The organism is Pseudomonas sp. OV226 (assembly GCF_003148705.1).
In the GTDB taxonomy this organism is placed as follows: Bacteria; Pseudomonadota; Gammaproteobacteria; order Pseudomonadales; family Pseudomonadaceae; genus Aquipseudomonas.
In genome coordinates this window covers 29,483-53,021 of record NZ_QGGS01000012.1, presented here as the reverse complement: position 1 = coordinate 53,021, position 23,539 = coordinate 29,483, and the positions used below count along the sequence as shown (strand labels likewise).

At 58.5% G+C, this 23,539-nt stretch carries 21 protein-coding genes; 7 read left to right on the top strand and 14 right to left on the bottom strand.

All coding sequences use genetic code 11. The features are described from left to right. Positions 1-181 precede the first annotated feature (181 nt). Positions 182-574: a GFA family protein gene (locus C7534_RS19285; protein ID WP_109786697.1), complete on the top strand. Its 393-nt coding sequence runs from the start codon at positions 182-184 to the stop codon at positions 572-574. Between the two features lie 60 nt (positions 575-634). Here the strand turns inward: C7534_RS19285 and C7534_RS19280 are convergent, their stop codons facing one another. Further along, positions 635-1,519: a ChaN family lipoprotein gene (locus C7534_RS19280; RefSeq protein ID WP_109786696.1), complete on the bottom strand. Its 885-nt coding sequence runs from the start codon at positions 1,517-1,519 to the stop codon at positions 635-637. 275 nt (positions 1,520-1,794) lie between these two features. Here C7534_RS19280 and C7534_RS19275 point away from each other — a divergent pair, with 275 nt between their 5' ends. After that, positions 1,795-2,610: a hypothetical protein gene (locus C7534_RS19275; RefSeq protein WP_109786695.1), complete on the top strand. Its 816-nt coding sequence runs from the start codon at positions 1,795-1,797 to the stop codon at positions 2,608-2,610. Positions 2,611-2,658: 48 nt separating this feature from the next. Here the strand turns inward: C7534_RS19275 and C7534_RS19270 are convergent, their stop codons facing one another. From C7534_RS19270 to C7534_RS19260, 3 genes are all read right to left on the bottom strand, one after another. Next, the gene (locus C7534_RS19270; protein WP_109786694.1) at positions 2,659-4,317 is read right to left on the bottom strand and encodes an arylsulfatase; all 1,659 of its coding nucleotides are present in this window, start codon (positions 4,315-4,317) and stop codon (positions 2,659-2,661) included. A 290-nt stretch (positions 4,318-4,607) separates the two neighbouring features. Further along, entirely contained in the window at positions 4,608-5,057 is a 450-nt protein-coding gene (locus C7534_RS19265) for a hypothetical protein (protein WP_109786693.1), read from the bottom strand. A gap of 159 nt (positions 5,058-5,216) precedes the next feature. Further along, entirely contained in the window at positions 5,217-6,167 is a 951-nt protein-coding gene (locus C7534_RS19260) for a LysR family transcriptional regulator (protein WP_109786692.1), read from the bottom strand. A 168-nt stretch (positions 6,168-6,335) separates the two neighbouring features. On the opposite strand from C7534_RS19260, the gene C7534_RS19255 reads away from it, so the two are divergent. Next, positions 6,336-8,372 (top strand): alkyl/aryl-sulfatase, encoded by a 2,037-nt coding sequence (locus tag C7534_RS19255; RefSeq protein ID WP_109786691.1) that lies wholly within the window; start codon positions 6,336-6,338, stop codon positions 8,370-8,372. Positions 8,373-8,590: 218 nt separating this feature from the next. Here C7534_RS19255 and C7534_RS19250 read toward each other — a convergent pair whose 3' ends face one another. From C7534_RS19250 to C7534_RS19220, 7 genes are all read right to left on the bottom strand, one after another. Beyond that, positions 8,591-9,031 carry a phage infection protein gene (locus tag C7534_RS19250; protein WP_109786690.1) on the bottom strand — a complete coding sequence of 147 codons (441 nt, stop codon included), beginning with the start codon at positions 9,029-9,031 and terminating at the stop codon, positions 8,591-8,593. Positions 9,032-9,163: 132 nt separating this feature from the next. Then, positions 9,164-9,736: a chorismate mutase gene (locus tag C7534_RS19245; protein ID WP_109786689.1), complete on the bottom strand. Its 573-nt coding sequence runs from the start codon at positions 9,734-9,736 to the stop codon at positions 9,164-9,166. A gap of 154 nt (positions 9,737-9,890) precedes the next feature. Then, positions 9,891-10,319, bottom strand: coding sequence for a nuclear transport factor 2 family protein (locus tag C7534_RS19240; protein ID WP_109786688.1), 429 nt, complete (start codon positions 10,317-10,319; stop codon positions 9,891-9,893). 2 nt (positions 10,320-10,321) lie between these two features. Beyond that, positions 10,322-11,029 (bottom strand): SGNH/GDSL hydrolase family protein, encoded by a 708-nt coding sequence (locus tag C7534_RS19235; RefSeq protein WP_046030586.1) that lies wholly within the window; start codon positions 11,027-11,029, stop codon positions 10,322-10,324. Between the two features lie 233 nt (positions 11,030-11,262). Then, a complete protein-coding gene (locus C7534_RS19230; RefSeq protein WP_109786687.1) occupies positions 11,263-12,150 on the bottom strand; it encodes a DUF2950 domain-containing protein in 888 nt (295 codons plus the stop codon). A 26-nt stretch (positions 12,151-12,176) separates the two neighbouring features. Then, complete coding sequence (locus C7534_RS19225) at positions 12,177-13,685, bottom strand: DUF3300 domain-containing protein (RefSeq protein ID WP_109786686.1); 1,509 nt, start codon at positions 13,683-13,685, stop codon at positions 12,177-12,179. Positions 13,686-13,902: 217 nt separating this feature from the next. Then, the gene (locus tag C7534_RS19220) at positions 13,903-14,364 is read right to left on the bottom strand and encodes a hypothetical protein (RefSeq protein WP_109786685.1); all 462 of its coding nucleotides are present in this window, start codon (positions 14,362-14,364) and stop codon (positions 13,903-13,905) included. Positions 14,365-14,475: 111 nt separating this feature from the next. Between C7534_RS19220 and C7534_RS19215 the strand changes: the two genes are divergently transcribed. Together C7534_RS19215 and C7534_RS19210 are read left to right on the top strand one after the other, a co-directional pair. After that, positions 14,476-15,834, top strand: a complete 1,359-nt coding sequence (locus tag C7534_RS19215; protein ID WP_109786684.1) for an MATE family efflux transporter — start codon at positions 14,476-14,478, stop codon at positions 15,832-15,834. A gap of 94 nt (positions 15,835-15,928) precedes the next feature. Next, the gene (locus C7534_RS19210; protein ID WP_046030362.1) at positions 15,929-16,591 is read left to right on the top strand and encodes a phosphoribosyltransferase; all 663 of its coding nucleotides are present in this window, start codon (positions 15,929-15,931) and stop codon (positions 16,589-16,591) included. 6 nt (positions 16,592-16,597) lie between these two features. Here C7534_RS19210 and C7534_RS19205 read toward each other — a convergent pair whose 3' ends face one another. After that, entirely contained in the window at positions 16,598-17,341 is a 744-nt protein-coding gene (locus tag C7534_RS19205) for an SDR family oxidoreductase (RefSeq protein ID WP_109786683.1), read from the bottom strand. A gap of 205 nt (positions 17,342-17,546) precedes the next feature. Here C7534_RS19205 and C7534_RS19200 point away from each other — a divergent pair, with 205 nt between their 5' ends. Both C7534_RS19200 and C7534_RS19195 read left to right on the top strand, forming a co-directional pair. After that, on the top strand, positions 17,547-18,116 hold the full coding sequence (locus C7534_RS19200; RefSeq protein ID WP_109786763.1) for a YceI family protein: 570 nt from the start codon (positions 17,547-17,549) through the stop codon (positions 18,114-18,116). 98 nt (positions 18,117-18,214) lie between these two features. Further along, entirely contained in the window at positions 18,215-19,342 is a 1,128-nt protein-coding gene (locus C7534_RS19195) for a GGDEF domain-containing protein (RefSeq protein ID WP_109786682.1), read from the top strand. 12 nt (positions 19,343-19,354) lie between these two features. Here the strand turns inward: C7534_RS19195 and C7534_RS19190 are convergent, their stop codons facing one another. Further along, complete coding sequence (locus tag C7534_RS19190; RefSeq protein ID WP_109786681.1) at positions 19,355-19,840, bottom strand: DUF3592 domain-containing protein; 486 nt, start codon at positions 19,838-19,840, stop codon at positions 19,355-19,357. Between the two features lie 167 nt (positions 19,841-20,007). Then, positions 20,008-23,406: an Ig-like domain-containing protein gene (locus C7534_RS19185; RefSeq protein ID WP_109786680.1), complete on the bottom strand. Its 3,399-nt coding sequence runs from the start codon at positions 23,404-23,406 to the stop codon at positions 20,008-20,010. Between the last annotated feature and the right edge of the window lie 133 nt (positions 23,407-23,539).

The window sequence follows — 23,539 nt, the reverse complement described above, 5'->3', positions numbered from 1 at the left end:
ACACGCGCCGGAAGCTTAGGTCTGCAGTAAACCGCCACGCCTGCGCCGGTGCTGTGAAAACACCTGATTCAGTGGGATCGATTCGATGAAAAACGCTGAAAAGTCGTGAAACGACCCCAGACTGGATCGCTGCTATTTTTAAAGGGCCGTTCCAACCGCGTGATTGACGAGGAGGTGCAACATGGACCGATTCACCGGTGGTTGCCTGTGCGGCAACGTCAGGATTGTGGCTTCAGGGCGCCCATACCGGGTGGGCCTTTGTCACTGCCTCGATTGCCGCAAGCATCATGGGGCGCTTTTTAATGCCTGCGCGATATTCCCTCAGGAGGCGGTGACGATCGAGGGCGAAACGCGCGATTACGCCGGGAGGTTTTTCTGCCCTCGCTGCGGTTCGTCGGTTTTCGCCCGCACCGCCGACGAGGTCGAAGTCAACCTGGGTTCCCTGGATGCCCCTGACCAACTGACGCCAACCTACGAAAGCTGGACCGTTCGGCGCGAGTCCTGGTTGCCGGTGTTTGCGCTTACGCGGCGATATGAGCACGACCGTGAGGCCGCCGGGCGTTTTGAGGAGTAGTCCACGGAGCCCCTCGCTGTTCGACAGGCTGCCAGGCTTGTGCCTGACGCTAGCCGATCTTCAACGGCGCAACGTCGCGCAATAGTCCTGTTCCGGTTGTGCAGCGCTATACCACACGTAATCCGCTTGCTCGACGGTCACCGTCTTGCCCGCCTCAGCCAGGATCAGCACCGCGTTGCCTTCGCCAGCGCCGAGGTCCGTCAGGTGCAGTGGCACGCCCAGATCCTTGCGCACATGGAAAGCCCCGGCCAGTAACAGCGCCGGTGTCGGTGCAGCCATCAGGTGTTCGGCCATGCGTCGGTCACGCTGCTGTTGCACGGCGAGCATCGCGGGCATTTGCGCTTCAGGCAGCAATCCGCAATGGGACTCTCTGATATTCGCCAGCAAGGTGGCTTGCACGGCTTTCGTGGTGGACGCTGTACCCGTGAGTGCCGGGCGCTGTTTGTAGATTTGCATGATTTGCGCCCTGTCCAGGTTGGCCGCCAGCAGCGGATAGGGTTGGCGCAGCGCGTAAGTGACCAGCGCGCCGTAGACGCTCCAGTCCCAATTGGCCTGCCAGGCCAGCGCCTTGAACGCGTCGGCCGGTGGTTGCCCGGCACGGGTGGCGGTTTGCGCCGCGTCGACCCTGGTTTGCTGATCGGGATTGAGCATTTCCATCAGCAGGCTGCCCTGAGGGCGTTGAATCGCCAGCTCACGCAACAGCCACAATTGCAGGGCGTGGTGATCCGGATTGTCATGCTGTTCGCCGACCAGCACACGCGGCGCAACGGCGAGACGTTCGACCAGTTCCTGTGGTGTCAGCGTTCGACCGGTGGCGAGTTCGCGGATGGCGCCAAGGTCGGCATGGTCCCGTCCTTGCGGGGCGATGGGCGCCGGGGGCGGCGAGACGTGATGGGATTGGCAGGCAGCCAGCAGGCTGAACAGGCAGAGCAACAGAAGCCGCATCGTTTTTCCTTGGTAGACGGTGGCCTCCTCGATCAATAGAGGAGGGGGATTATCAGCGTGCGATGATCAAAGGGTGGCCGCGTTCCGGGTGCTGGTGAATCAACGCACGACCTGACAGCGCTCCGTAACGCTCGTGCCCACGCTGAATAAAGATGGAACGCGAGCGTCACTCGTCGCAAAAACACTCAGAAAAATCTCAACTAAGCTAATTGGGTTACAGGTCATTCACCTTGATTGGGGAGAGGTCGGTTCCCGATTTCTGATACGAGGTTCTGATGAATAAACGCTTTCAACTGGCTCCTGTTCTGGCGTGTGTGGTGGTTTGGCCACAAACCGGTTTCCCTGACGATAGTCAGGCCGAACTGGCCAAGCAAACACTGAATCCCGTCGCCGCGCTGTACAGCCTACCGATTCAGTACAACTGGAACCAGAAACTCGGCCCGAGTGGCGAGGGTTACCAAAGCGTAACCAACATCCAGCCGGTGCTGCCATTCAGCCTCAATGACGAGTGGAACCTGATATCGCGGACCATCCTGCCGATCATTGATCAGCATGGTCTGGTGCCTGGCGGGCAGGCAGATAAATCCGGAGCCGGTGATGTGACCCAGAGCTTCTTTTTCTCACCCCAAAAACCAACCGCGAATGGCTGGATATGGGGGGTGGGACCGGCCATTCTGGTGCCGACCGGCAGCAATGATCTTTTGAGCAATGAGCAATGGGGGTTAGGCCCTACGGTGGTGCTCCTAAAACAGAGCAATGGCTGGACCCGCGGAATATTGGCCAATCACATCTGGTCACTGGAAAACAGCCCACCCGATGACAAGGAAAAGGTCAACGCGACGTTCCTGCAACCGTTTTTCAGCTACACCACCCACACCTACACCACCTTCGGCATCAACACCGAATCCACCTACGATTGGCAGACCCGTGAATGGTCCGTGCCGATCAACCTGTCGGTCACCCAGTTGTTCAAAGTGGGTCATCAACCCATGACCGTGCAAGTTGGACCGCGTTATTGGGCTGACAGCCCGAAAGATGGCGCTGAGGGCTGGGGGTTCAGGGTGGCGTTTACGCTGTTGTTTCCAAAGTAAGCGCCACCCTGATTATCCTTCCATGTATGAACCGCCGTGCCTGACTAACTAGTTGCCGGCTGGCATTGGCAGGTTAATGCCTTCTTTCTGCAATTCCTCGCGAACCGACTGGAATTTTTGATACTGGGACAACTCGATCGGTCCGTCATAGGTCATGCTTTGCATCTTGCGAGGCGGGTATTTGACATAGGTCTGCATGAGCTTGGATATCGCCTGGCTGATCGGCACCATCGTCCAGGTACGCTCGGTAAAGTTGTTCATGAACAGGTCATAGCGCTCTTGCGGGTCTTGCCACAAGTCAAAGACTTGCGGCACCGTGGCCACATATTTTACGGCGCCTTTCCAGCCCAGGTTGGAGTCCACCGCCAGACCACCGGTTTGCGCGCCATCATCGCCCCGCAGGTTGAACACGGCCTTATAGTTTCCAACACGGGCCGCACCCGGGGACAATTCGTTCTCGGTGAAGTAGAACCACTCTTTGCGTGGAGAGGGGCCTTTGCCGGTGAGAACTGGCGTCATGTCGTAACTGTCGAAGATGATCGGCTGACCCTCGCGATCTTTCTCGGGCAGCTTCACGCCGGCAACAGAAGCGAATGTCGCCATCAAATCCAGGCCACCGAGAATCTCGTGATTTTTCGTGTCCGGCTTGATCTTGTCTGGCCAGACGGCAATGGCCGGTACCCGGTTACCGCCCTCACGCACGGTACCTTTGGTCCCGCGGAACGGGGTGTAGCCGGCATCCGGATAAACATCCTGCCAGGCCCCGTTGTCCGTGGTGTAAACCACCAGCGTGTTCTTATCCATGCCGAGTGCCTTGAGCTTGTCCATGATGCGACCGATGTGGGTATCGAGCTCGACCACAGAGTCGGCGTACTTGGACTTGGACATGGACTTATGAATGAACTCCGGTGCTGGCAAGTTCGGCTGGTGCACTTTCATGAAGTTGATGTTGATGAAAAACGGCTTGTCCGACTTGGCCGCGGTGTCGAGAAACTCCAGTGCGGCTTTTTCCACATAGTTGTCAAAGAACGGAATGCCGACCACGCCGGGTTTGCCATCCACGACGGGCGTGTCGACGTACTGGCCGTTGATCTTGAATTCTTCGACCGGTTTTTCGCCCGCCTTGCCGGACAACGCGCCCTTGGTCACCTTTTCAAACATCGCGCGGGTTTCCGGGTCCATGTCGGGGAACCAGGTAGGGTCGGCGTAGGTGTAGGCATTGAGGTGATACAGGCCGACGTATTTCATCACGTCATAGCCTTGTGCATTGGGCAGGGCATAGTCGGCTTCACCCAAGTGCCATTTGCCGGTGAAATAGGTGTCGTAGCCACCGGTTTTCAGCACCGATGCCAGCGTCCATTCGGCGGCAGGCAAGCCGCCGCCCTGGCCCTGGAAGGCCACGGTGGTCATGCCGCTACGGTTGGGGATGCGCCCGGTTTGCATGGCTGCCCGGCCAGGCGTGCAACTGGGTTGCGCATAAAAGGAGTAAAAGGTGACGCCTTCTGCCGCCAGCTCATCGATGCTGGGCGTCGGCATGCCCCGGCCGACACCACCGCCATAGGGGCCGAGGTCGCCGTAACCGGTGTCGTCGGAGACGATAAACAGGATGTTGGTTTTTTCCGTTTGAGCGGCGTGGGCGAGTCCGTTCAGTGACATAAGTGCGGCGAATGCGACAGACAACTTGAAGCGATCCGATAGGTTTTGCATACCAGCAATCCTCGTAGTTTCATGATGTTGGCAATTGGGTAGTGCGCAACAACAATGACTCTCGGTGCCTTGATCACCGAGGAATGAGCCTGGTACTGCGGGCAGAATCATTTCCCCCCTTACTGCATGACACTGCACAACTTAAGGCGCAGAAAGGAGTCTAGTGCGGTTTTTGGGGTTGGACGTGGTGATTGCGATGTTTTGGAGGGCGTGTAACAACCTCCAGGAATACGACAGCAAGGCAATCACCCGATGAGCCGATTTTCCGACTCACAAAACCCCTGGCTGCGTCATGGCTTCGCTTGTGCCACATCGCCACAGAAAATATCGACGTTGCCATCCTCGGGCGCAGTGCGCACGAGAACGGAGTATTTGCCGGCAAGCAAGTCTGGCAATTTGATCGGAGCGCTTCTGTAAAACATCCAGCCATTGGTACCTGTATTGTGCTCGGTGTTGACCTTGTCGTTCATCGCATAGGCGACTGTGCCGGGTTGCTTGCAGCTGCCTTTATTGACGAATGTGTAGATGCGCGGTGGCAAGTTAGTGCCGGTTGGAACGCCGCTGATGTAGAAATCAAAGTTGGTTTTATCGCCCACGGCGGTCAATGTGGTGTTGCCGATCTGGCCCATGTTTTGGTGGGTGGCTGCCAGAGGAAGGTTCATTGAATGATTTGAGGAAGTGGTGCAGCCGAAGAGACTTGCCATGACCAGTACCGCTGCCAGAGGGGTGCAGTGATTCATTGTCAATCTCCAGTTATGGAATAAGTGCAGGGGGAATACTGGGTATAGCTCATTAAAGCGGCGTTGCATTCCCATTCACTTATTTTCGGAGAAGTTCGGCTATCAATCGCCCCCTCTGTTGTTGGGTGGTCGCAAATTGCGACCCTTAATTCACGCCATCTATATCTTGGCTAAAAGGCTTTCACGCTGACGAAGTTCTTCTTCCATCGCCCTCACTTCCCTCATGTAAAGCTCTACAACGGGAGGTAGCGAGCGCGACTTGAGGTAGATGAAACCGTAATGGGTGCGTAGTGCGAGGTCCTGGAGGGGCAAGGGTACTAATTCCCCCGTCCTGAACGCCTGTTCAAAGCTTGATAAGTTGCCTAAGGCCAAGGCATTACTGTTCTCTACGAACGCCGTAATTTGCATCGGCACATCTATTTCAATGGCCGGTACAAAATCGCCATTCACTGCGTCATAAGTGCCGGCGCAGCCCAATGTGGCGGGCAGTAAATGGCTGGCGACCCGCAACGGGATACGCGAGGCCACCCACGGGTAATCGAGTGTTTGCGCCAACTTCAACGAACGCTTTTGCGTGAGCAACGGATGCCCGGGGCGGCAAAACAGGCGCCCCTCATGTTCACCCACCAGTTCACAGGTGAATTCTTCCCGGCCTTGCAACGTACTGATTTCGGCGATCCCCAGGTCCACCGCCCCGGTGGCAACCTGAAGGGCCACGTCACGCCAGCCCGCGACATGGGCCGTGACTTTGATGTGTGGATGCCGCGCATGCAATCGGGCGATGCTGGCATACCCGCTGCTGATGCTGGGGTAGGGGCCCAGCGCAACTTTCAACGCACCGATATCGCCACCTGTCAGCAAGGCCATGTCGCGAACCAGATCCTCTTGCGCCATCAACAGGCGCTGGCTCTTTTCCCGAAGCAACTGACCAAACGCCGTCAACACGACGCCTTCCGTGCGCCGGTCGAACAACGTGACCCCGAGTTCATTCTCCAGCAACTGGATGCTTTTGCTCAGCGCCGGCTGCGAAACCCCTAACGCCTTGGCGGCCCGACCAAAGTGGGCATGTTCGATCAATGCCAAAAACTGGCGCAGACGGCGTGGTGTCATTACATAACCTTTATGTTATCGAATATCGACAAAATGGAATTTTTCGTAATCAGATCAATATGCTATTCATACGCCGACGGGTCAAGTTGACCTCGTATCCAGCACACGGAACCCCGCGCAATCATTGGCATTCATGCCTTTGACCCCCCTTAGGCGAAGGAACATTTCATGTACAACAAGACCCTTCATCTGGCACTGGCAATCACGCTGGGCAGCAGTTTCAGCCCCAGCGTTTTTGCAGCCGATGCAAACGGCGCAAGTCCTGTCCCGGCCACGACGCAAAACGGCCATTTCGATAACAAAGGCAAGCCGCCTTCCACCTACACGGTCGAACTGCAAAAAGGTCTGCGCAAGTCACTGCCGTTTTCTGACAAGCGCGATTTTGAAGAGGCGAAAAAAGGCTTCATCGCCGCACCGTCCTATAAAAAGATCATGGCCGAAGCCGGGAATGTTGCCTGGAACATGGGCAGCTACGACTTCCTTCTGGACGGCAAGGATTACGACAGCATCAACCCGTCCTTGCAGCGTCAGGCCGAACTGAACATGGCCTATGGTTTGTACGAAGTGGTGCCGGACAAGATCTATCAGGTGCGCGGCTTTGACCTGGCCAACATCACCTTCATCAAGGGCGATACCGGCTGGATCGTCTTCGACACCCTGATGTCCAAGGAAACCGCCAAGGCCGCCCTGGATTTCATCAACGAAAAAATCGGCAAGCGCCCGGTGGTAGCGGTCGTCATTTCCCATTCCCATGCCGATCATTTTGGCGGCATCCGCGGTGTCGTCGATGAGGCGGATATCCGCAGTGGCAAGGTTCCGCTGATCGCCCCGAAAGGCTTTATGGAGCATGCCGTGGCGGAAAACGTCTACGCCGGTAATGCCATGAGTCGCCGCGCCTACTTCCAGTATGGTTTGATGTTGCCGCATAGCCCCAATGGCCATGTCGACATGGCGATTGGTAAAAATGCCTCCATTGGCAACATGGGCCTGATCGAGCCCAATCGCTACATTGAAAAAGATTTCGAGACCGTGACCATTGACGGTGTAGAAATGGAATTCCAGAGCACCCCCGGTACCGAAGCCCCGGCGGAAATGAACACCTGGTTTCCGCAATTCAAAGCGTTCTGGGCCGCCGAAAATATTGTCGGCACGATCCATAACATCTACACGTTGCGCGGTGCGCTGGTTCGCGATCCGCTGGTGTGGTCGAAGAACATCAACAACGCCTTGTATCGCTACGGGCAACAGGCCGACGTCATGTTTGCCGCCCACAGTTGGCCACGTTGGGGCAATGAGCGAATTCAGGACGTCATGCGCGCGCAACGCGATGCTTACGCCAACCTGAACAACGCCGTACTGCATGCTGCCAACGAAGGCGTCACCATCAACGAGATTCATAACGTCTACACGTTGCCCGACAGCCTTAAAAACAACTGGGCGACTCATAGCTATCACGGTTCGGAAGAGCACAACAGCCGGGCCGTAATCAACCGCTACCTGGGTTACTGGGATGCCAACCCGGCCACGCTGATGCCGCTGTCACCGAAGGATTCGGCGCCGCTCTATGTGGAAATGATGGGGGGCGCAGACAAGATCATGACCAAGGGCAAGGCCTTGTTCGATCAGGGCAAATACCGCGAAGCATACGAAATCCTCAATAAGCTGGTGTATGCCGAACCACAAAACACCCAGGCCAAGGACTTGCTGGCGGACGTCTATGAACAGGTTGGCTATCAGAAGGAAAGTGCCGGTGTACGCAACAGTTTCCTTGCGGCTGCGAATGAACTACGCAATGGCATGCCCAAGGGCGTACCACCAAAAACCGCCGGGCCAGACATGATCCGTGGCATGAGTACGGAGTTGTGGCTCGAGTACCTTGGCATCGCCCTGGACGGCAGCAAAGTCGCGGACCAACACTTTGTGATGAATCTCAAGACGCCAGACAACGGGGAAGAGTTTGTGGTGGAGTTGAGCAATTCGACCCTGACTAACATCAAGGGGCAGCAGGCCAAACATCCTGATCTGACAATTACCCTTGATCGCGCTGCGCTCGAAGGTGTGATGGCAAGGCAAACCAGCCTTGCTCAACTCGTTGCGAGTGGTAAAGCCACCCTCGAAGGCGATCACAAACCCTTCCAGCAGTTGATGGCCGCCATGACGCCGTTTACCCCAGACTTCGAACTGCTGCCGGGCACCAAACAGTAATCGGTTTGGATTTATGGATCGTTGGATCGTTCCTACGCTCTGCGTGGGAATGCCTCGACGGACGATCCGCGTTCGGCTTTGGAGGGACGCGGAGCGCCCCGGGCTGCATTCCCACGCAGAGCGTGGGAACGATCAGAACGCGAGATTTGTTTTGTGCACGAAAAAGCCCGGCTGATAAGGCCGGGCTTTTCTTTGAGTACCGCGGTAGAACCCCGCATTTATGCAGCGCGGCTTTCGATCAGACGGTCGGAGCCACCTTCGGCAACGCGGTTTTGCATCAGACGGTCGGAACCATCAGCAGCGACGCGGTTTTCGATAAGACGGTCGGAACCATCAGCGGCAACGCGGTTTTCGATCAGACGGTCGGAACCATCAGCAGCGACGCGGTTTTCGATCAGACGGTCGGAACCATCAGCGGCAACGCGGTTTTCGATCAGACGGTCGGAGCCATCAGCGGCAACGCGGTTTTCGATCAAACGGTCGGAGCCATCAGCGGCGACGCGATTCTCGATCAAACGATCCGAACCCCCTTCAGCCACACGGCTTTCAATCAGACGATCCGAGCCGCCTTCAGCGACGACAGGTTGAGCAGAGGTAGCGGCAAAAGCGTTAACTGCGAAAACCGAGAAAGCGATGCTGAGAAGGGTTTGGCGTTTCATGATTGTGTGCTCCGGGGTGTAGTTGTTTGGTCTGGAGCCGATGTTACGCCGCGGATTTTTTAAGAGAACTTCATTGAGTTAATGGTGACTATTGACACAAGCAATGGTTGCCTCGAATCGTCGGTTGCCCGGTCATTGATCCACGACACACAACTCGCCAGTGGCGCGGATCAGAGCCTGTCCATGCAGTTGATCCTTGATCAGGCCCGCTCGCTCGATCCCCAGCCAGTCCGGGCAGTCGGGGTCATTGCGATAGGGCACGAAGTCGGCGTATTGCTGCAGCAGGCGGTTTTGCAGCTCATCCAGCCGAGGCCTGATTTGATTGACGAGGTCCGGCCGAGGAGTGTCCGGTGCCCTGTCCGCCGCGCGCCATTGAGCGAGCAGGCCGTACTGCACCAGTTTGTTGGCTTCGATCTGCGCGGCGATCAAGTCGGCGACGTCCTGCGGGTTCAGTTTCTGGCTTTCGGCCGTCTTCCTGGCACTGTCGATGACCTGAGCTTCCCGGGCCGTATCCTGGATCGGTTTGCGACTGTCCCATTTGGTCAGTGCCACGAGGTCCGCAATGTTCAAGCGCTCATTGATCGTCTCCAGCAGCGGTAACAAGCTGGCAGGTGCCGGCGATGGCGTACCGGCCTGGGCGCCGCAAGCGAGTGAGCCGAGCAAGGCAGCGGTCAGCAGTTGCGGCAAGCGAAGGGCGTGGAGCATGGGCAAACCTCATTGGGCGCAGGATTCACAATCAGGACTTATGTAACACAGGTTCGGCAGCCGCTTTAAGTGGGGTCTGAATTTTTTTGCGCACGAAAAAGCCCGGCGTGTCAGGCCGGGCTTGCTGTCGATTACCCCAACGCCTCGCCAACGATCAGCCTTTATTGGCCGCCAGATAAGCACCCAGGCGCTGTCCCATTTGCTCGCCCAAGGCCTGCAAACCGCTCAGGGGCCGGACCATCACCTCAAACTCAACGATTTTCCCCTGTTCGTTGAACCGGATCATGTCGATGCCCTTGATCTGTTTTTCGCCAACCTTGGCGCTGAACTCCAGAACGACGTTCAACCCGTCCGCCGTCGACAGTTCGCGGTGGTAGGCAAAGTCCTCAAAGACCTTGACGACCGTGTTGAGAATCATCGAGACCACGGCCGCGCCCGGATAAGGCGTGTGCGCCATCGGCGAGCGGAACACAGCATTTGCGTCCAGCAAACCGGGCAGGGTACTCAAGTCCCTCGTGCGGATCATGTCGTGCCATTGCTTCAAGGACTCAGCGGCGTTGGGGTGCAGGTTCAGTTCGGACATTTTTACTCCTGTATTTTTATTGTGTGTTCTGCGACATGGAGGGGCGCGGATTGGCGCCGTTGTTGGTCAATGACCACCGCCGCATCCTGCGCCCACTGACTGTATATCGCAGGTCCCGGATGGAAACCATCCCGCGCCATCGAACCGGCCACGGGGGCCAACCGGGTGGTCAGCAGTGTGCATCCCTCCGTTCGCCCGGCCAGGTCGGCAAGGTGTGCGTTGAATCCACTGGCCCGCAGCCCCAGGTACCAGCGCAGCGGTTGCGGCAGTGCGGGAAACAGGTGCATGGGTGGAAGAGGGGACACCACGATCAGCTTCGCCGCGTACTGGCTACGCAACAGGCTCATCAACCGTTGTTGCCGGGCGATCCACTGATCTGTCGCCAACGTGCTGGTGACATCGTTGACGCCAATAGACAACAGCACCACATCGAAGTGTTCCGGCGAATGCGCTTCAAGCAGCTCCAGCAGCGCTTGCGTATCGAGACCGGACCTGGCCCAGAGTTTCCAGCAGACCCGGTAATCTTTGGCCAATAGCCTGACGAGTTGGCCGCTGAGCGCTTCCTCCTGAGTCGATGCACCGACCCCGGCGGCGGCGCTGTCGCCGACAATCAACAACCGCAAGGCATCGCCGCTGCCGGTGATCCCTTGGCGTTCGCCCTCGGCTTCCGGCAGCTTGGGCGTTACCCGGCGCGTGTAGATGCCCTGCATCAGCAGCAAGGGACCGAGCAGGATTTTGGTCAGCGCAGCCTTCAAAATGAGGTCATTGCGATTTTTTGGGGGGATAGTTGCCGCGCACGCCCCCGGACTTGTTGCCGGTTTTACCAGGAAGGCCAGGCACTACCGGACGGGACCGGGGCTGCGGGTTGGCGCGGCTACGGGGTTGAGGTTGTTTGCTCATCGTCCGTCTCCTGATGGTTCGCATTGGGCCTCAGTAATGCTGGCTACTCTTCATTGTCCGGAACCTCTTCCCAACTGGCATCCGGATCAAAGTTCTTCATCGCCTTCGCCAGCTGTTCACTGTCGGGCCCCATGTCTTTCTCGAATACCTGCCCGTCATGGCTGATCATGAAACTCATGACGCCGGTATCGTTGTATTTCGCCGGCCAGGCGATCAGTGCAAAGCCTCGGGTCATCTTGTCACCGATGAGGTAGCTGTAGGCGCCACCCGGTGCTGAAGGGCCCTGGCTATGAAGGATGCGGAAGTGATAACCGTGCCACGGTTCACCGGCAATGGTTTTGCCGAACTGGAGACCCAACGGGCTGATCTGGCCGCTATTGTCGTCCCGCCAATAAAGTCCGTCGTGCTTGCCGGGGGCGCTGTAAATATTCTCTGCATACTCAAGTGCGCCGTCGCCGTCACGGTCCACGGATGCATAGTCCATCTGGGCGTCGTGATAGGCCCGCACTGACTGCAACGCGGCGAGTTCGTTGCGGCCAATTCGACGTGCACGAATTTCGGCACCACCGGCCTTGGTGTCGAAGTGCCAACCGCTTGCGCCTTTTACAATGGGTATAGGCAGTGTCCAGTGGTTAGTTCCGACGGACAGAACCGCCTTGTCCTCGCCGCTTTTTTCAATGGTGTTTTGCTCGTGGTACAGCTTCAGGAACGCGTCCACATCTTCGCGCTCCGCGCCTTGGCTAGGGATGAAACTGCGCCATTGCTCACCCAGCAACTCTGCCAGCCGTTTGTGATCGGCTTGTTTCGTGCCCAGTGCTTCGACGAACGCTTGAGCGGCCTTTTCCGGTGTTGGAAATTCCTGCTGCGCCATCACCATGAACGACCACGACAGGCCGGCAGTCAGCGCCAAGGCCTGAAGGAATAAACCCATGAGTGCCTTCACTCCAGAATGGTTATTCACCGGCGGCCCCCCCCACTTCTTTGACGCGATGGTGGACTGGACGGTCGACTGACTTGGTGGCCAGCGGAGCGCGAGGCACTGGGGCGCTGGGCAGAGGCCTGGCTGGCCCGGCCACGATTGGCTTGTGCGTTGACTTGGGACGGTGAGCGCGTGCCGGCAAATGCATTGTTGCGGGCAGCGCCCTTGTTGGCGGTCGTCGCGGCCGGGCGGTTTTGCGTGGTTTGGCGCGCCTTCGCGTTACCTTGTCCGCGTTGTTTCACGTCAGAGGTCTGTTTCCTCGGTTGCTGATTTTCACGGGTGTTTCTGGCCGTGCCCTGGCCTCTGTCAGCCGCTTTCGGTCTGTCCGCATTGGCTTGCATCCGATTGCCGGCCGAGACACCGGGTTCGGCCTTGCGCATTTGATTACGTGCTTCACGGTTGCTGGTGGCGGGGCGTTCGATGCCGGCCCTGTCCATTGAACCGCGAGCGTTTTCACGCGCCTGGGCGCGCTGGGCATTGTCCCCTCGATAGGCCGAACGCTGATTGGCGCCGTTCAGTTGGCGGCCATACTGTTCGCGGCTCCTGTTGTCTCGATAAGGCACGCCATTGCGGTGAGCGGAGTTATGCTGCCACTTGTTCTGATTAGCGTTGATCCGAGTGTTGCCATTGATGTTGTTGTAGCGCTCAACGTCGATGTCGACATCGTTATTGCCCCAGTCACATTCACCCCACAACGCACCGACGATCGCCACACCGGTACCAAACGCCAGCCCGGCCATCAATGCCTGACCGGGATAGTAGGCGGGCGGAGGCGGATAGTACGCAGGCGGCGAGGCTGGATACGGCCAGGTGCCGTAGGTGGTTGTCGGGTTATAGGTGGGAACGTACACAACCTGCGGGTCCGCGGGTTGAATGATGATGGTCGAGTTGCTGGCGGGTGCTGATTCAACGGCAGGGGCCGATGGCGGAATGTTCTGAATCGTCACGTTCTGATATTGGTTGCTTTGCAGGTTGCCTGCGGCTTGCGCCTGATGCCGTAAACGTTGCACGGCGCCCATGACATCGTCGGGCTGCGCCAGGAACGCATCACCCAGGCGTTGTACCCAGATGGGATCCTGCCCCAGCGTGACCAGAACCTGCGGGAAGGCGACCAGCGCCTGAACACTCGGATCCCACGGCTGGTTTGCCACTTGTCTTACCGCGTCATCGCCCGTGGCTTTCGGGTTGGCTTTAGACCAGGTCACCGCCTCGGCCACTTCGCCGGGGTACGTGGAGGCCATCAGCACCTGTGCCAACAGCGGGTCCGGATAAAGCGCGATGGGCGCCAGCATTTGATCCAGCTGTTCCTGAGTAAACACCGGATCTTTCGCCAGCGGCGCGGCGGGCGCCGTACTGGGCGGGTTTGCCGGGGCGGCTGCGGGGGCAGTCGCTGGCGCGGGTACGGCCGCATCCACTGGCTGCGCTATGCAGAACGATCCGCTCAAAAAAATGACAGCTGACAGCGCGTGAAATAATGGAATGCGCATTGCAACTCCATGTGGTCAGGCAGGTTTGAAATGAGTGGATCAATGCCTGGGTGTGAGCGCCTGCGTTGCAGGCTACAGACCCTCGGCTTCGATGCCGCTCCCTAAGCGTAGCAAACAAAAAAAATCTGCCATTTATTTAAGTTCACTCAAACGCCTATCGAAACTCGCGAGCAGTCGGGTGATTTTTTTCATCGCTAAAACGACTAACAATCGGCGGTCACTGTGGAGGATTTGCCGCGCCAGCGTGTTTGATATCCCCACAAAAGATATCTACGTTGCCATCGGTCGCGGCCGTTCGCACGACGATGGAATACTCACCCGCCAGCAGCACCGACAGGGCGACAGGCGCGCTTCTGGAAAGCGTCCAGCCGCGTATGGGCTGGCGTTCGGTGTTGACCTGATCGTTCATGGCGTAGGCCACTGCCCCAGGGTGTTGGCAACTGCCTTTATAAATGAACGTATAGAGACGCAAGGGCAGGGTGCCGCCGCTGGGAACACCGCTGATAAAGAAACTGAGTCCGGTTTTATTGTCCCAGTCGGCCAACGTCACATTGCCGATCTGACCGGTGTTTTGCCGCGTGGCAACCAATGAAACGGACACCACCGGTTTTGATGATGTGGTGCAGCCGAATAGGGTGGCAGCGATCAATAGGGCGGTAAGTGCATGTGCGAGCTTCATGGCCAAGCTCCTGTGTTGAAAAACTGCGGGGGTGAATAGCGGTATAGCTGATTAATCGCCCTGGCGTAGAATCCCCCAAACCCGCGCGCGCCCATCCGAGACGGATACTCAATGCAAACCCCCACCCAATCCACCCCGCTCTGGAAAACCTACCTGCTTTTCCTTGGCCCGATGGTCCTGTCGAATTTCCTGCAATCCATGTCGGGCACCGTCAACAGCATCTACATCGGCCAGATGCTCGGTACCCAGGCCCTGGCTGCGGTCTCCGGCATGTTTCCCATCATTTTCTTTTTCATCGCGCTGGTCATTGGCCTCGGCGCGGGTGCCAGTGTGCTCATCGGTCAGGCGTGGGGCGCCCGTGAGCCGCATCTGGTAAAAACCATCGCTGCGACTGCTTTGCTGCTGGGCGCCATGATCGGGCTGTCGGCGGCGGTGTTGGGCAGTGTGTTTGCCAGGCCCGCCTTGCAGGGGTTGGGCACGCCAGCGGATGTACTGGATGACGCGGTGGCCTATGCCCACGTGATGATGTGGATCATGCCGTCGCTGTTGGTTTACGTGCTGTTCACCCAACTGCTGCGCGGGGTCAGCGATACGGTGTCGCCGCTGATTGCGTTGGTGGTGTCGACGTGTATCGGGTTGGCGCTGACGCCGGCGTTGATTCGCGGTTGGTTCGGGTTGCCGCCGATGGGGATTCAGAGTGCGGCGTATGCCGGGTTGGCGGGTAACTTGTCGGCGATGGGGTGGCTGGCGTGGCGGTTGATTCGCAAGGGGCATCCGTTGGCACCGGATCGCGAGATGTTTGCGGCGATGAAGCTGGACCTGGTGATTCTTGGCAAGGTGCTACGCATTGGCCTGCCGACCGGGTTGCAGATGGTGGTGTTGTCGGTGTCGGAGCTGGTGATTCTGGCGCTGGTGAACCAGCACGGCTCGCAGGCGACGGCGGCGTACGGGGCGGTGACGCAGATCGTCAATTACGTGCAGTTCCCGGCGCTGTCGATTGCGATCACCGCGTCGATCCTCGGCGCCCAGGCGATCGGGGCAGGGCGTGTCGAGCGCATGGGGCCGATTTTGCGCACGGGGCTGCTGATCAATGTGTGCCTGACCGGTGGTTTGGTGGTGTTGGGTTACGTGTTGTCGCACTGGTTGTTGGGCTTGTTCCTGACCGATGATTCCACCCGGGCGATGGCCGAGCACTTGTTGCACATCATGCTCTGGAGCCTGTTGGTGTTTGGTTTCCAGGCGATTGTCGGCGGCATCATGCGCGCCAGCGGTACGGTGTTGGTGCCGATGGCCGTGTCGATTTTTTGCGTAGTGCTGGTGCAGTTGCCGGTAGCGTATGTGCTGGACGGGCACTTTGGTTTGCAGGGTGTGTGGATGGCGTTTCCAGTGGCGTACCTGGGGATGCTGGCGTTGCAGACGGCGTACTACCGGTTTGTGTGGCGGCATCAGAAGATCGAGCGGTTGGTGTAAGCGGCACCGCTTGCTGTCGGCCATGGTCAGGCCGACAATTCTCGGGGACTGCGTGATGAAACCGGCGGGCGTGATCGCCTGAGGAGGTTTTCAGATGAGTCCCTCATCGCACTCTGTTTTGCAGGACCGGGTTGCGGCCGGTCGGCGTCTGGTGGCGCCATTGCTCGCTTACGCTCATCGTCCGGACGTCATCGTCCTCGCATTGCCCCGGGGCGGTGTGCCGGTGGCTTATGAAGTGGCCACGGCGCTGGACGTTCGCCTCGACCTGATGCTGGTGCGCAAGCTCGGCGTACCGTCCCACGAAGAGTTCGCCATGGGCGCGATCGCGAGTGGCGGCATCCAGATTCTCAATGAACAGGCATTGCGGGTGCACCCGATTGATAAGGACACGTTCGATGCCGTGGTCGCACGGGAAACCCGGGAGCTGCTGCGGCGCGAGCAGGCTTACCGGGGCGCCCGCCCGCCCGTGCAGCTCAAGGATCAGGTGGTGATTCTGATCGACGATGGCCTGGCGACGGGCGCCTCGATGATGGCGGCGATCCACGCAGTGCGGGTGCATTCGCCCGCTCGTATCGTGGTCGCCGTGCCGGTGGGACCACCCGAGACGGTCGAGGCGTTGCGCAGTGAAGTGGATGAGCTGATCTGCCCGCTGATCCCGGAGTGGCTCATGTCGATCGGTCATTGGTACATGGATTTTTCCCAGACCCCGGACGCCGAAGTCATCCGGCTGTTGCAACGGGCCTGGCAAAAAGCATGACGATGCTCAGGTGTTGAGCCAGATTTTAAACCAGGTCGTGCCGAGAATCGGATGCTCGCCTGGCGTCAGCGACTGGTCATCGATTGGCGCACCGAAGTAAGGCACCGTGACATCCGCGACGGTTCGGCGCGGGTCCTTGATGTGTTGCAAATACTCGCCAACAAACTCAACCAGTGGCCGCCGCTCAGGCCCGGCCACTTCCACGGTCTGATTACCGGGTGCTTGCAAGGCAATGTCTGTCAGTACCGCCGCGACGTCGATCGAGGCCACCGGCTGCAACGCCGCCGAGGCCAAGTGGATGGTGTCGCCGTCCTCGCGACCGGAGAACGCGATGGCGCTGATGAATTCGAAAAATTGAGTGGCCCGCAGGATGGTGTAGGGAATTCCCGACTTTTTGATCAGCGTTTCCTGCGCCATTTTTGCGCGGAAGTAACCACTGTTGAGCATCTGTTTGGTGCCGACGACCGACAGGGCCACGTGATGTTTGACGCCGTCGAGCTTCTCCGCCGCGAACAGGTTGTGCCCGGCAGTCTGAAAAAAATGCAACGCCGCGTGGTCTTCGAAAGAGGGCGAGTTCGCTACGTCGACCACCACGTCGGCGCCTTTCAGGGCCTGCGTCAGCCCTTCGCCGCTGATGACATTCACCCCGGTACTCGGTGACGCTGCGTAGGCTTCATGGCCCAGTTCCTGCAGGTTTTTGCAGACCTTGCTGCCGATCAGGCCGGTTCCTCCGATGACGACGATTTTCATGTCTGTTTCCCGAAACGGTGAGTGCCACCCTCATTAAAGACCCGCTGGGAGGGGCGTATCGGGCGCTGAATCGGATTAACTGACAGGTGGTCGGAAGACTGCGCAACAGGTGGAATAAACGGTGGTTCTTTGCTTTAGTCCTTCTATCGCTGGTCCATGTGTGCGGGTGCCAGGCTCAAGTCAGGGGCCACGACCGGAGAATCCCATAATGTTTCGATTGCCGCGGCTTGCAGTACTGGCTGCCATGCTCATCTTTGGGTTTTTGCCCTGTGCCCAAGCGGTCCAGTACACCCAAGTCAATCAGACCGCCAGCACCATCTCCTTCACGTACAACCAGTTCGCCTCCGAGGTGTATGGCACGTTTGGCAAGTTCAAGGCGTCGCTGGATTTCGACACTGCCAAACCCGCAGCGGCCAAGGCGGCGCTCACTATCCAGCTCGACAGCATCAATGCCGGCAGCGATGACGCCAACGCTGAACTGCAAAAACCTGCCTGGTTCAATACCGCGGCGTATCCCGTGGCGACCTTTGAATCAGTCGGTGTGAAAGCGCTCGGCGACAACAAATACACAATCATCGGCAACCTGACACTCAGAGGCATTACTCGTAAGGTGAAAGTCCCTGTCTTGCTGACGACACACAACGCCATCGGGATTTTCGTCGGCGAGTTAACGCTCAAGCGCAGCGCCTTCAAGATCGGCGAGGGTGAATATGCCGATAACGTCGTTTCCGACGACATCAATATCCGGTTCAAGATGGTTGCGCCGCAGCAATAACGTGCCAGCTGCACTTTGAGCGTGTGATTCGATTGTTTGCCGGGGTGGCAGGGTGCCACAATCGGTTTTTGTCGCAGCATCATGATCAGGCGGATCAAATGGGTGGCCCAGGATTCAGGCACGACCAGGAGCTTTTTATCGCGGCGCAAGTGCGCAGCGATCGTTTGCGACAGCTATTCCACCAATCCGTGTCTGCGGTGTTCGGCAGTTTCCTGGCCGCGATCATGCTGTGCGGACTGTGCTGGGAGCGTGTTGATCACCGCATCATGTTCGGGTGGATTGGCCTGCTGAGTATCTCGTCGCTGCTGCGCATCCTGATGTTTGCCACCTATTTTCGCAGCCCGGACAATGAGCGCACGCCGCAACGCTGGGAGCGGACTTACTGGGTGACGTTGATGTTGTCGGCCGGTATCTGGGGTGCAGGCGCTTTGGCGATCATGCCGGCAAACGACCTGCTGGCCCAGGCGTTGGTCATGCTTTTTGCCGTCGGCATGTCGGTCAGCGCAGTGTCGTGTTACTCGTCCTACCGTTACATGACGCTGGCGTCGATTGGCCTGGTGCTGCTGCCGTGTACCACGTGGCTATTGTTTCAACCGTCGGCACTGCAAGTCGGGATGGCGTTCGCCGTCCTGGTGTTCGCCTCATTTGTCGCCAGCGCGACCCGCAAGCTGTCCGAAGCCCTGGAAACAGCGTTTCGTCTAACCCGTGAAATGGAGCAGGCGCACCACATTTCCACGCATGCCGCACAAACCGATGAATTGACCGGGCTGAAAAATCGCCGGGCATTTTTTGAGCGGGCGCAGCTATTGTTAAATGACTGCCAGAAAAAACGGTTGCCGCTGTGCGCCGTGATGCTGGATATGGATCACTTCAAGCACATCAATGACACCTATGGCCATCAGGTTGGCGATCAGGTGTTGCGACAGATGGGCGTCGTGATCAGCACCTGTTTTCGCGATACAGATGTCTGCGGCAGGATGGGTGGCGAGGAGTTCGCGATCCTGCTGCCGGACACGTCCATTGAGGTTGCCCTTGAAATCGCCGAACAGCTCATTCGGTCGATCAGCGGGGTAATGTCCGGGCCCGTTCACCGCATATCGGCCAGCGTCGGTGTCGCGGCAATGGAAATGCACGACAACGATCTGCAAAGCTTGATGAACAACGCGGACAAAGCGCTGTATCGGGCCAAGGCGCGTGGACGTAATCAGGTGGTGGTTTCGGAGTAGAGACGGGGATGACTAGTAAAACCGGTCTTCCTCTTTCATCCGGGCAATGCGCCCCAGCGTCCTGAACGATATCCCCAAAAACAACAGCGTCAGCAATACCCCGCCCATCATGATGTAAAATCCCGGACGGTTGCCGTTCAGTTCACGGGCAATGCTGCTTTGCCCCGGCAACCAGCGGGAATAGATCAGGGGGATGCTGCCGCCGGTTTCAAAAGCGGTTTTCTGTGCGTAGCGCTCGTCGACATACTGATCGTCGTGCACCTGGCCGTCTTGATCGGTGTAGCGGTAGTGGATCACTTTGCCGTCGCGGTTCATGCGGATGTCGCCGAGTTGCGTCACCGTGCCGGTGGTCTCGATGGGGACCAACTGAATGGCGGCATAGAGCATGCCCTCTTGCCGGGCCATGCCGGCGAGGAGCAGCACCACTAAACAGGCAACGGTCAGCAGGATCACCCGGTTGTACAGGTGATCTTTTTCAGCTTCGCGGGGGTAAAACATCTCACGGTCCTTCGTCGGTAGGTTCACCAGCAGAAGTCGGCGGACCGCGAAGCAACTTTAGGCGCGAGAGGATTATTTTCCGGTTATCGGTGTCCGTCCCTGGTTGAACCCGTAATCGACTGGCGCCCGGTCCGCAATGAACGGACCGGGTGCCAAGCGATACCGCTTTAGCGCACGGATATCGGCGCCGTTATCGTCTTGCCAAGTGCTGACTTGACGGTGATGGTCGGGGTTGCTGCCGGCCCGGCACCGGTGGTCGTCACAGTCACCCGCCACCGTCCGCCCGTGCCGACTTTCGTGAGCGTGGCGGTGCCCAGGTTAAGTGGCCCGGCAGTGGTGGCCGCGGTCACCGTTATGTTATTGCCGGCAAAGCGCGAGGTGGTCCCGGAAATATCCCAGGCGTAGCGGTTGTTGCTGCGAACGGAGACCGTGGCGCTGGAGACCAGCAAATCCTCATTGACCGCTGCGGCGGAGACCGCCACTGAGACTGTCGCCGGATCCGACATCGCGTCCTTGGCGTCGCTGGCCTGATAGGTAAAGGTCGCGGTGAATGGCGCGGGGACGATGGCCGGAGGGGTATAGACCACACGCCCCCCGTCGGTGCTGACTGTGCCCTTACCGGAATCCGGCTGGTTCAGGCCCACGACTTTGAGCGGCAGATTGCCGTCGGGGTCGGTGTCATTGGCCAACACGTTGATGGTCAGCGGCAGGCCATTACTGCTGGTGGCGCTGTCAGGGTTGGCGATCGGTTTTTTGTTGTCGCCTTGGTTGTTGTTACCGTCACCGCCAGTGCGGAAGGTAGGCAGGCCCACGGAGTTCACGTAGTTGACGCCGTCCCAGCCAGGCAGGGGCGTTGGCATCAACTGGAACTGACCCGGGTGCTCGACATCCCAACGTAGCAACATGGAGTTGTCTTCATGTTGAGTGTTGTGACAGTGCTCCATGTAGGTCCCGGCGAATTCACGGAAGTGGATCGCCATGACGACATCCTCGGAACTGTCGACGCCTTCGCCAATACGATAGACGTCCTTGCGTGCCCATTTTTCCCATTCCGGCGGTGCCTTGCCATCACGGCTGAGGATCACGCCTTCTTCGAAGTGCACGTGGACAGGGTGGTTCCAGCCGTTGCCGCCGTTTTTGATTTTCCACACTTCCAGGGTGCCGTCTCCGGAGAACCCCGCATCTTTCGGACCGTTGGCCAATTGCGGCGCTGCACTGAGCCGGCGAGGGTCCATGCTGTAACCGAAACCGCCGTCAGTCTTGACGGTCCAGGGGGCTTCGTCGGTGCCATCGGAGCGGCCGAAAATGAACTCGCGATGCCGCGCCACTGTGAGTTTTTGCTGGTCGTTGGGGTTGTCGCGGTCGATGGTCAGCGGGATCATTTTCTTGCCGGCAGCTTTGCCCGGTTTCGCCGGTTCGTAAGCGACCGGGTCCATGCTCTGGTCGTGCCCGCTGTAAGGCTGGACAACCATTTGCATGAACTTGCCGACAGCGGGGTCACCCTCGTCCCATTTCGGGCCTGTGCTGGTTTGTTTGATCACCGCCTTGTACGTCCCGGACAACACGTCTGCCAGTGACAGTTCTTCCTTTATCGGGCCCTTGCCGGTCTGGTGTGGCATCACGTTGACGAAGTACAGCTTGTCACCCACCGAGATCCCGTTTTTCGCGAAGTTGACGATGATGTCGAAGCGTTCGGCAATGCCTTGGGTTGGCAAAATTGCGTTGTTGTCCTGCGTATTACCGTCACCGTCCAGGTCCATGCTGCCGTCGAACGGTACGGCGTGCTCCATGATGTTGCCGTCGTTGCCTATCATGTGGAATGGCACCCGGGCGTAAGAAACACCCGAGCCGGCAGGCCCGGGAAACTCACCGCCATTGCCGGCAATTTCGCGCACCAGGGCCATCTTGAGGTAGCGCGACACCGAGCCGTTGAGAATGCGGAACCGATAGGCGCGCGCGCGGACTTTCAGGCTCGGTTGATACTGCCAGTTGACGAGGATCTGGTCGCCCAGGAAACCATCGGTGTTGAACGGGTTGAACCACAACTGGCCATTGGCATCCCAGGCCTTGTCGGCGACCACCAGGTTCACATCGTAGTCGCGGTTGCCCCATGGCAATCCCGAACCGCTGGGGAAGCGCAGGTTGACGCCGTCCTCGATCGCTTCGTTGCCGCGATCGATAGCGCTGTAGTAGTTCATCATCGACGCATTGCCCTTGTAGACATTCTGCGCGGTGAAATCGAGCATGTGGTCATGAAACCAGTGGGTACTCATGGTCTCGCGCCAGTCGCCGCGAATCTTGATCGTGCCGTTGTCGCAGGTTTTCAGGCCGGGGCTGGTGTCATTGACGTACAACTTCTCGCCCGGTGCGCAGGGGAATGCGGCACGAGGGTCTTGTGCGGTGGTGTTGATGGTGTCGTAACCGGCCAACTGGATCGGCCAGCGATAATCGTAGTACTGCCCCGGAAAGAAAAACGCGTTGGCATAGCCATCGCTTTCAGCCGGGGAGTGCCCGTTGTGTTCATGGGAACTGAGGGTGTGCAGGCCAAAACCGGCGTTGGCTGACGGGTCGATCGGCAGGGCGTTGTAGTGCCGCATCAGCACAGGCTGGCCGTAACGCACCATGAGCAATTTAGGCGGAAAGGTGCCATCGAAGGTCCACAACGATTTGTGATTTTGCACCGGCATTTTGGGGTGGAAGCGTGGGTCGATGCCTTTGGTGGTGCCTATCGTGGTCGGGATGTCCGAGGTCTGGTAGTAGAGCCCGCCGGGTCCGAACTCTCCTTCCGCATAGTGGTGCAATTGTTTGCTGTCACGCAGGCCTTTATTGAGACGTGCACCCACCTGCACGGTCTTGAACTGGACCTGAGGATAAAATTCGTTCCAGCGCTGATGCGACCAGCCTTTTCCCGGTGGTCGTCCTTCGGCGGGCGAGCCCACCGGATGGCGGTTGAGGAAAGCTTCTATCTGCGCCTTCCACGGGTTGCGATCCAGCACATTGGAAAACTGCGTGGGGTACGGCGTCAGCCCCGGCTGCCGCATGAAATTGTCCAGCCCGGTAAGCGATGGGCCGCTGCGCGCGATACTGTTCGGGTCTTGCGCGGGTGCCGGGCCGGCAAGGGGGACGGGGAACGTCAACGTATAGGGCGGGGTGGTCGGGTCGAGTGTTTCCGGGCCGAATTCTTCGAACAGCAATAACTGCTGGGTGTACGGTTGGGCGCCGAACAATGGGCTGGGTTTGCCATTGGTGGGGTAGTTGAAAGAAGTCTGCAAGGCGGGCGGCAATACGTTATCGGTCCGGGTTGTGGCTTTGTCGCCATACACGCCATTGGGCAACGCAATTGAGCCCTGATTGGCCGGAGGCATGGTCTTCAATGCTTCCAGCGCCGCTGCCGGATCGGCTGGCTGGTTAGTGTACGCCGAGGGGTCCGTCGGTGGCGGTGGCCCGTAATCATCCAGTGGGGCGGCGTTGACGGCGGTCAGGCTGAACGTCATCAACACCATTGAGGTAATGCCCTGCGCCCCGAAGAAGCCGGGCGACTTGTTCACAGGAAATGAGTTTTTCATGATGGTTCTCGGGGGGCATGCCTAAGTGGTGGCACTTGCATTTTGGCCAATGCATAAGTTGCGCCATCACCAGGTACACCTGAGAAACCAAGATGAATCATTGAGTTGTGAAAAAAATGTAAACGTGGGGCCA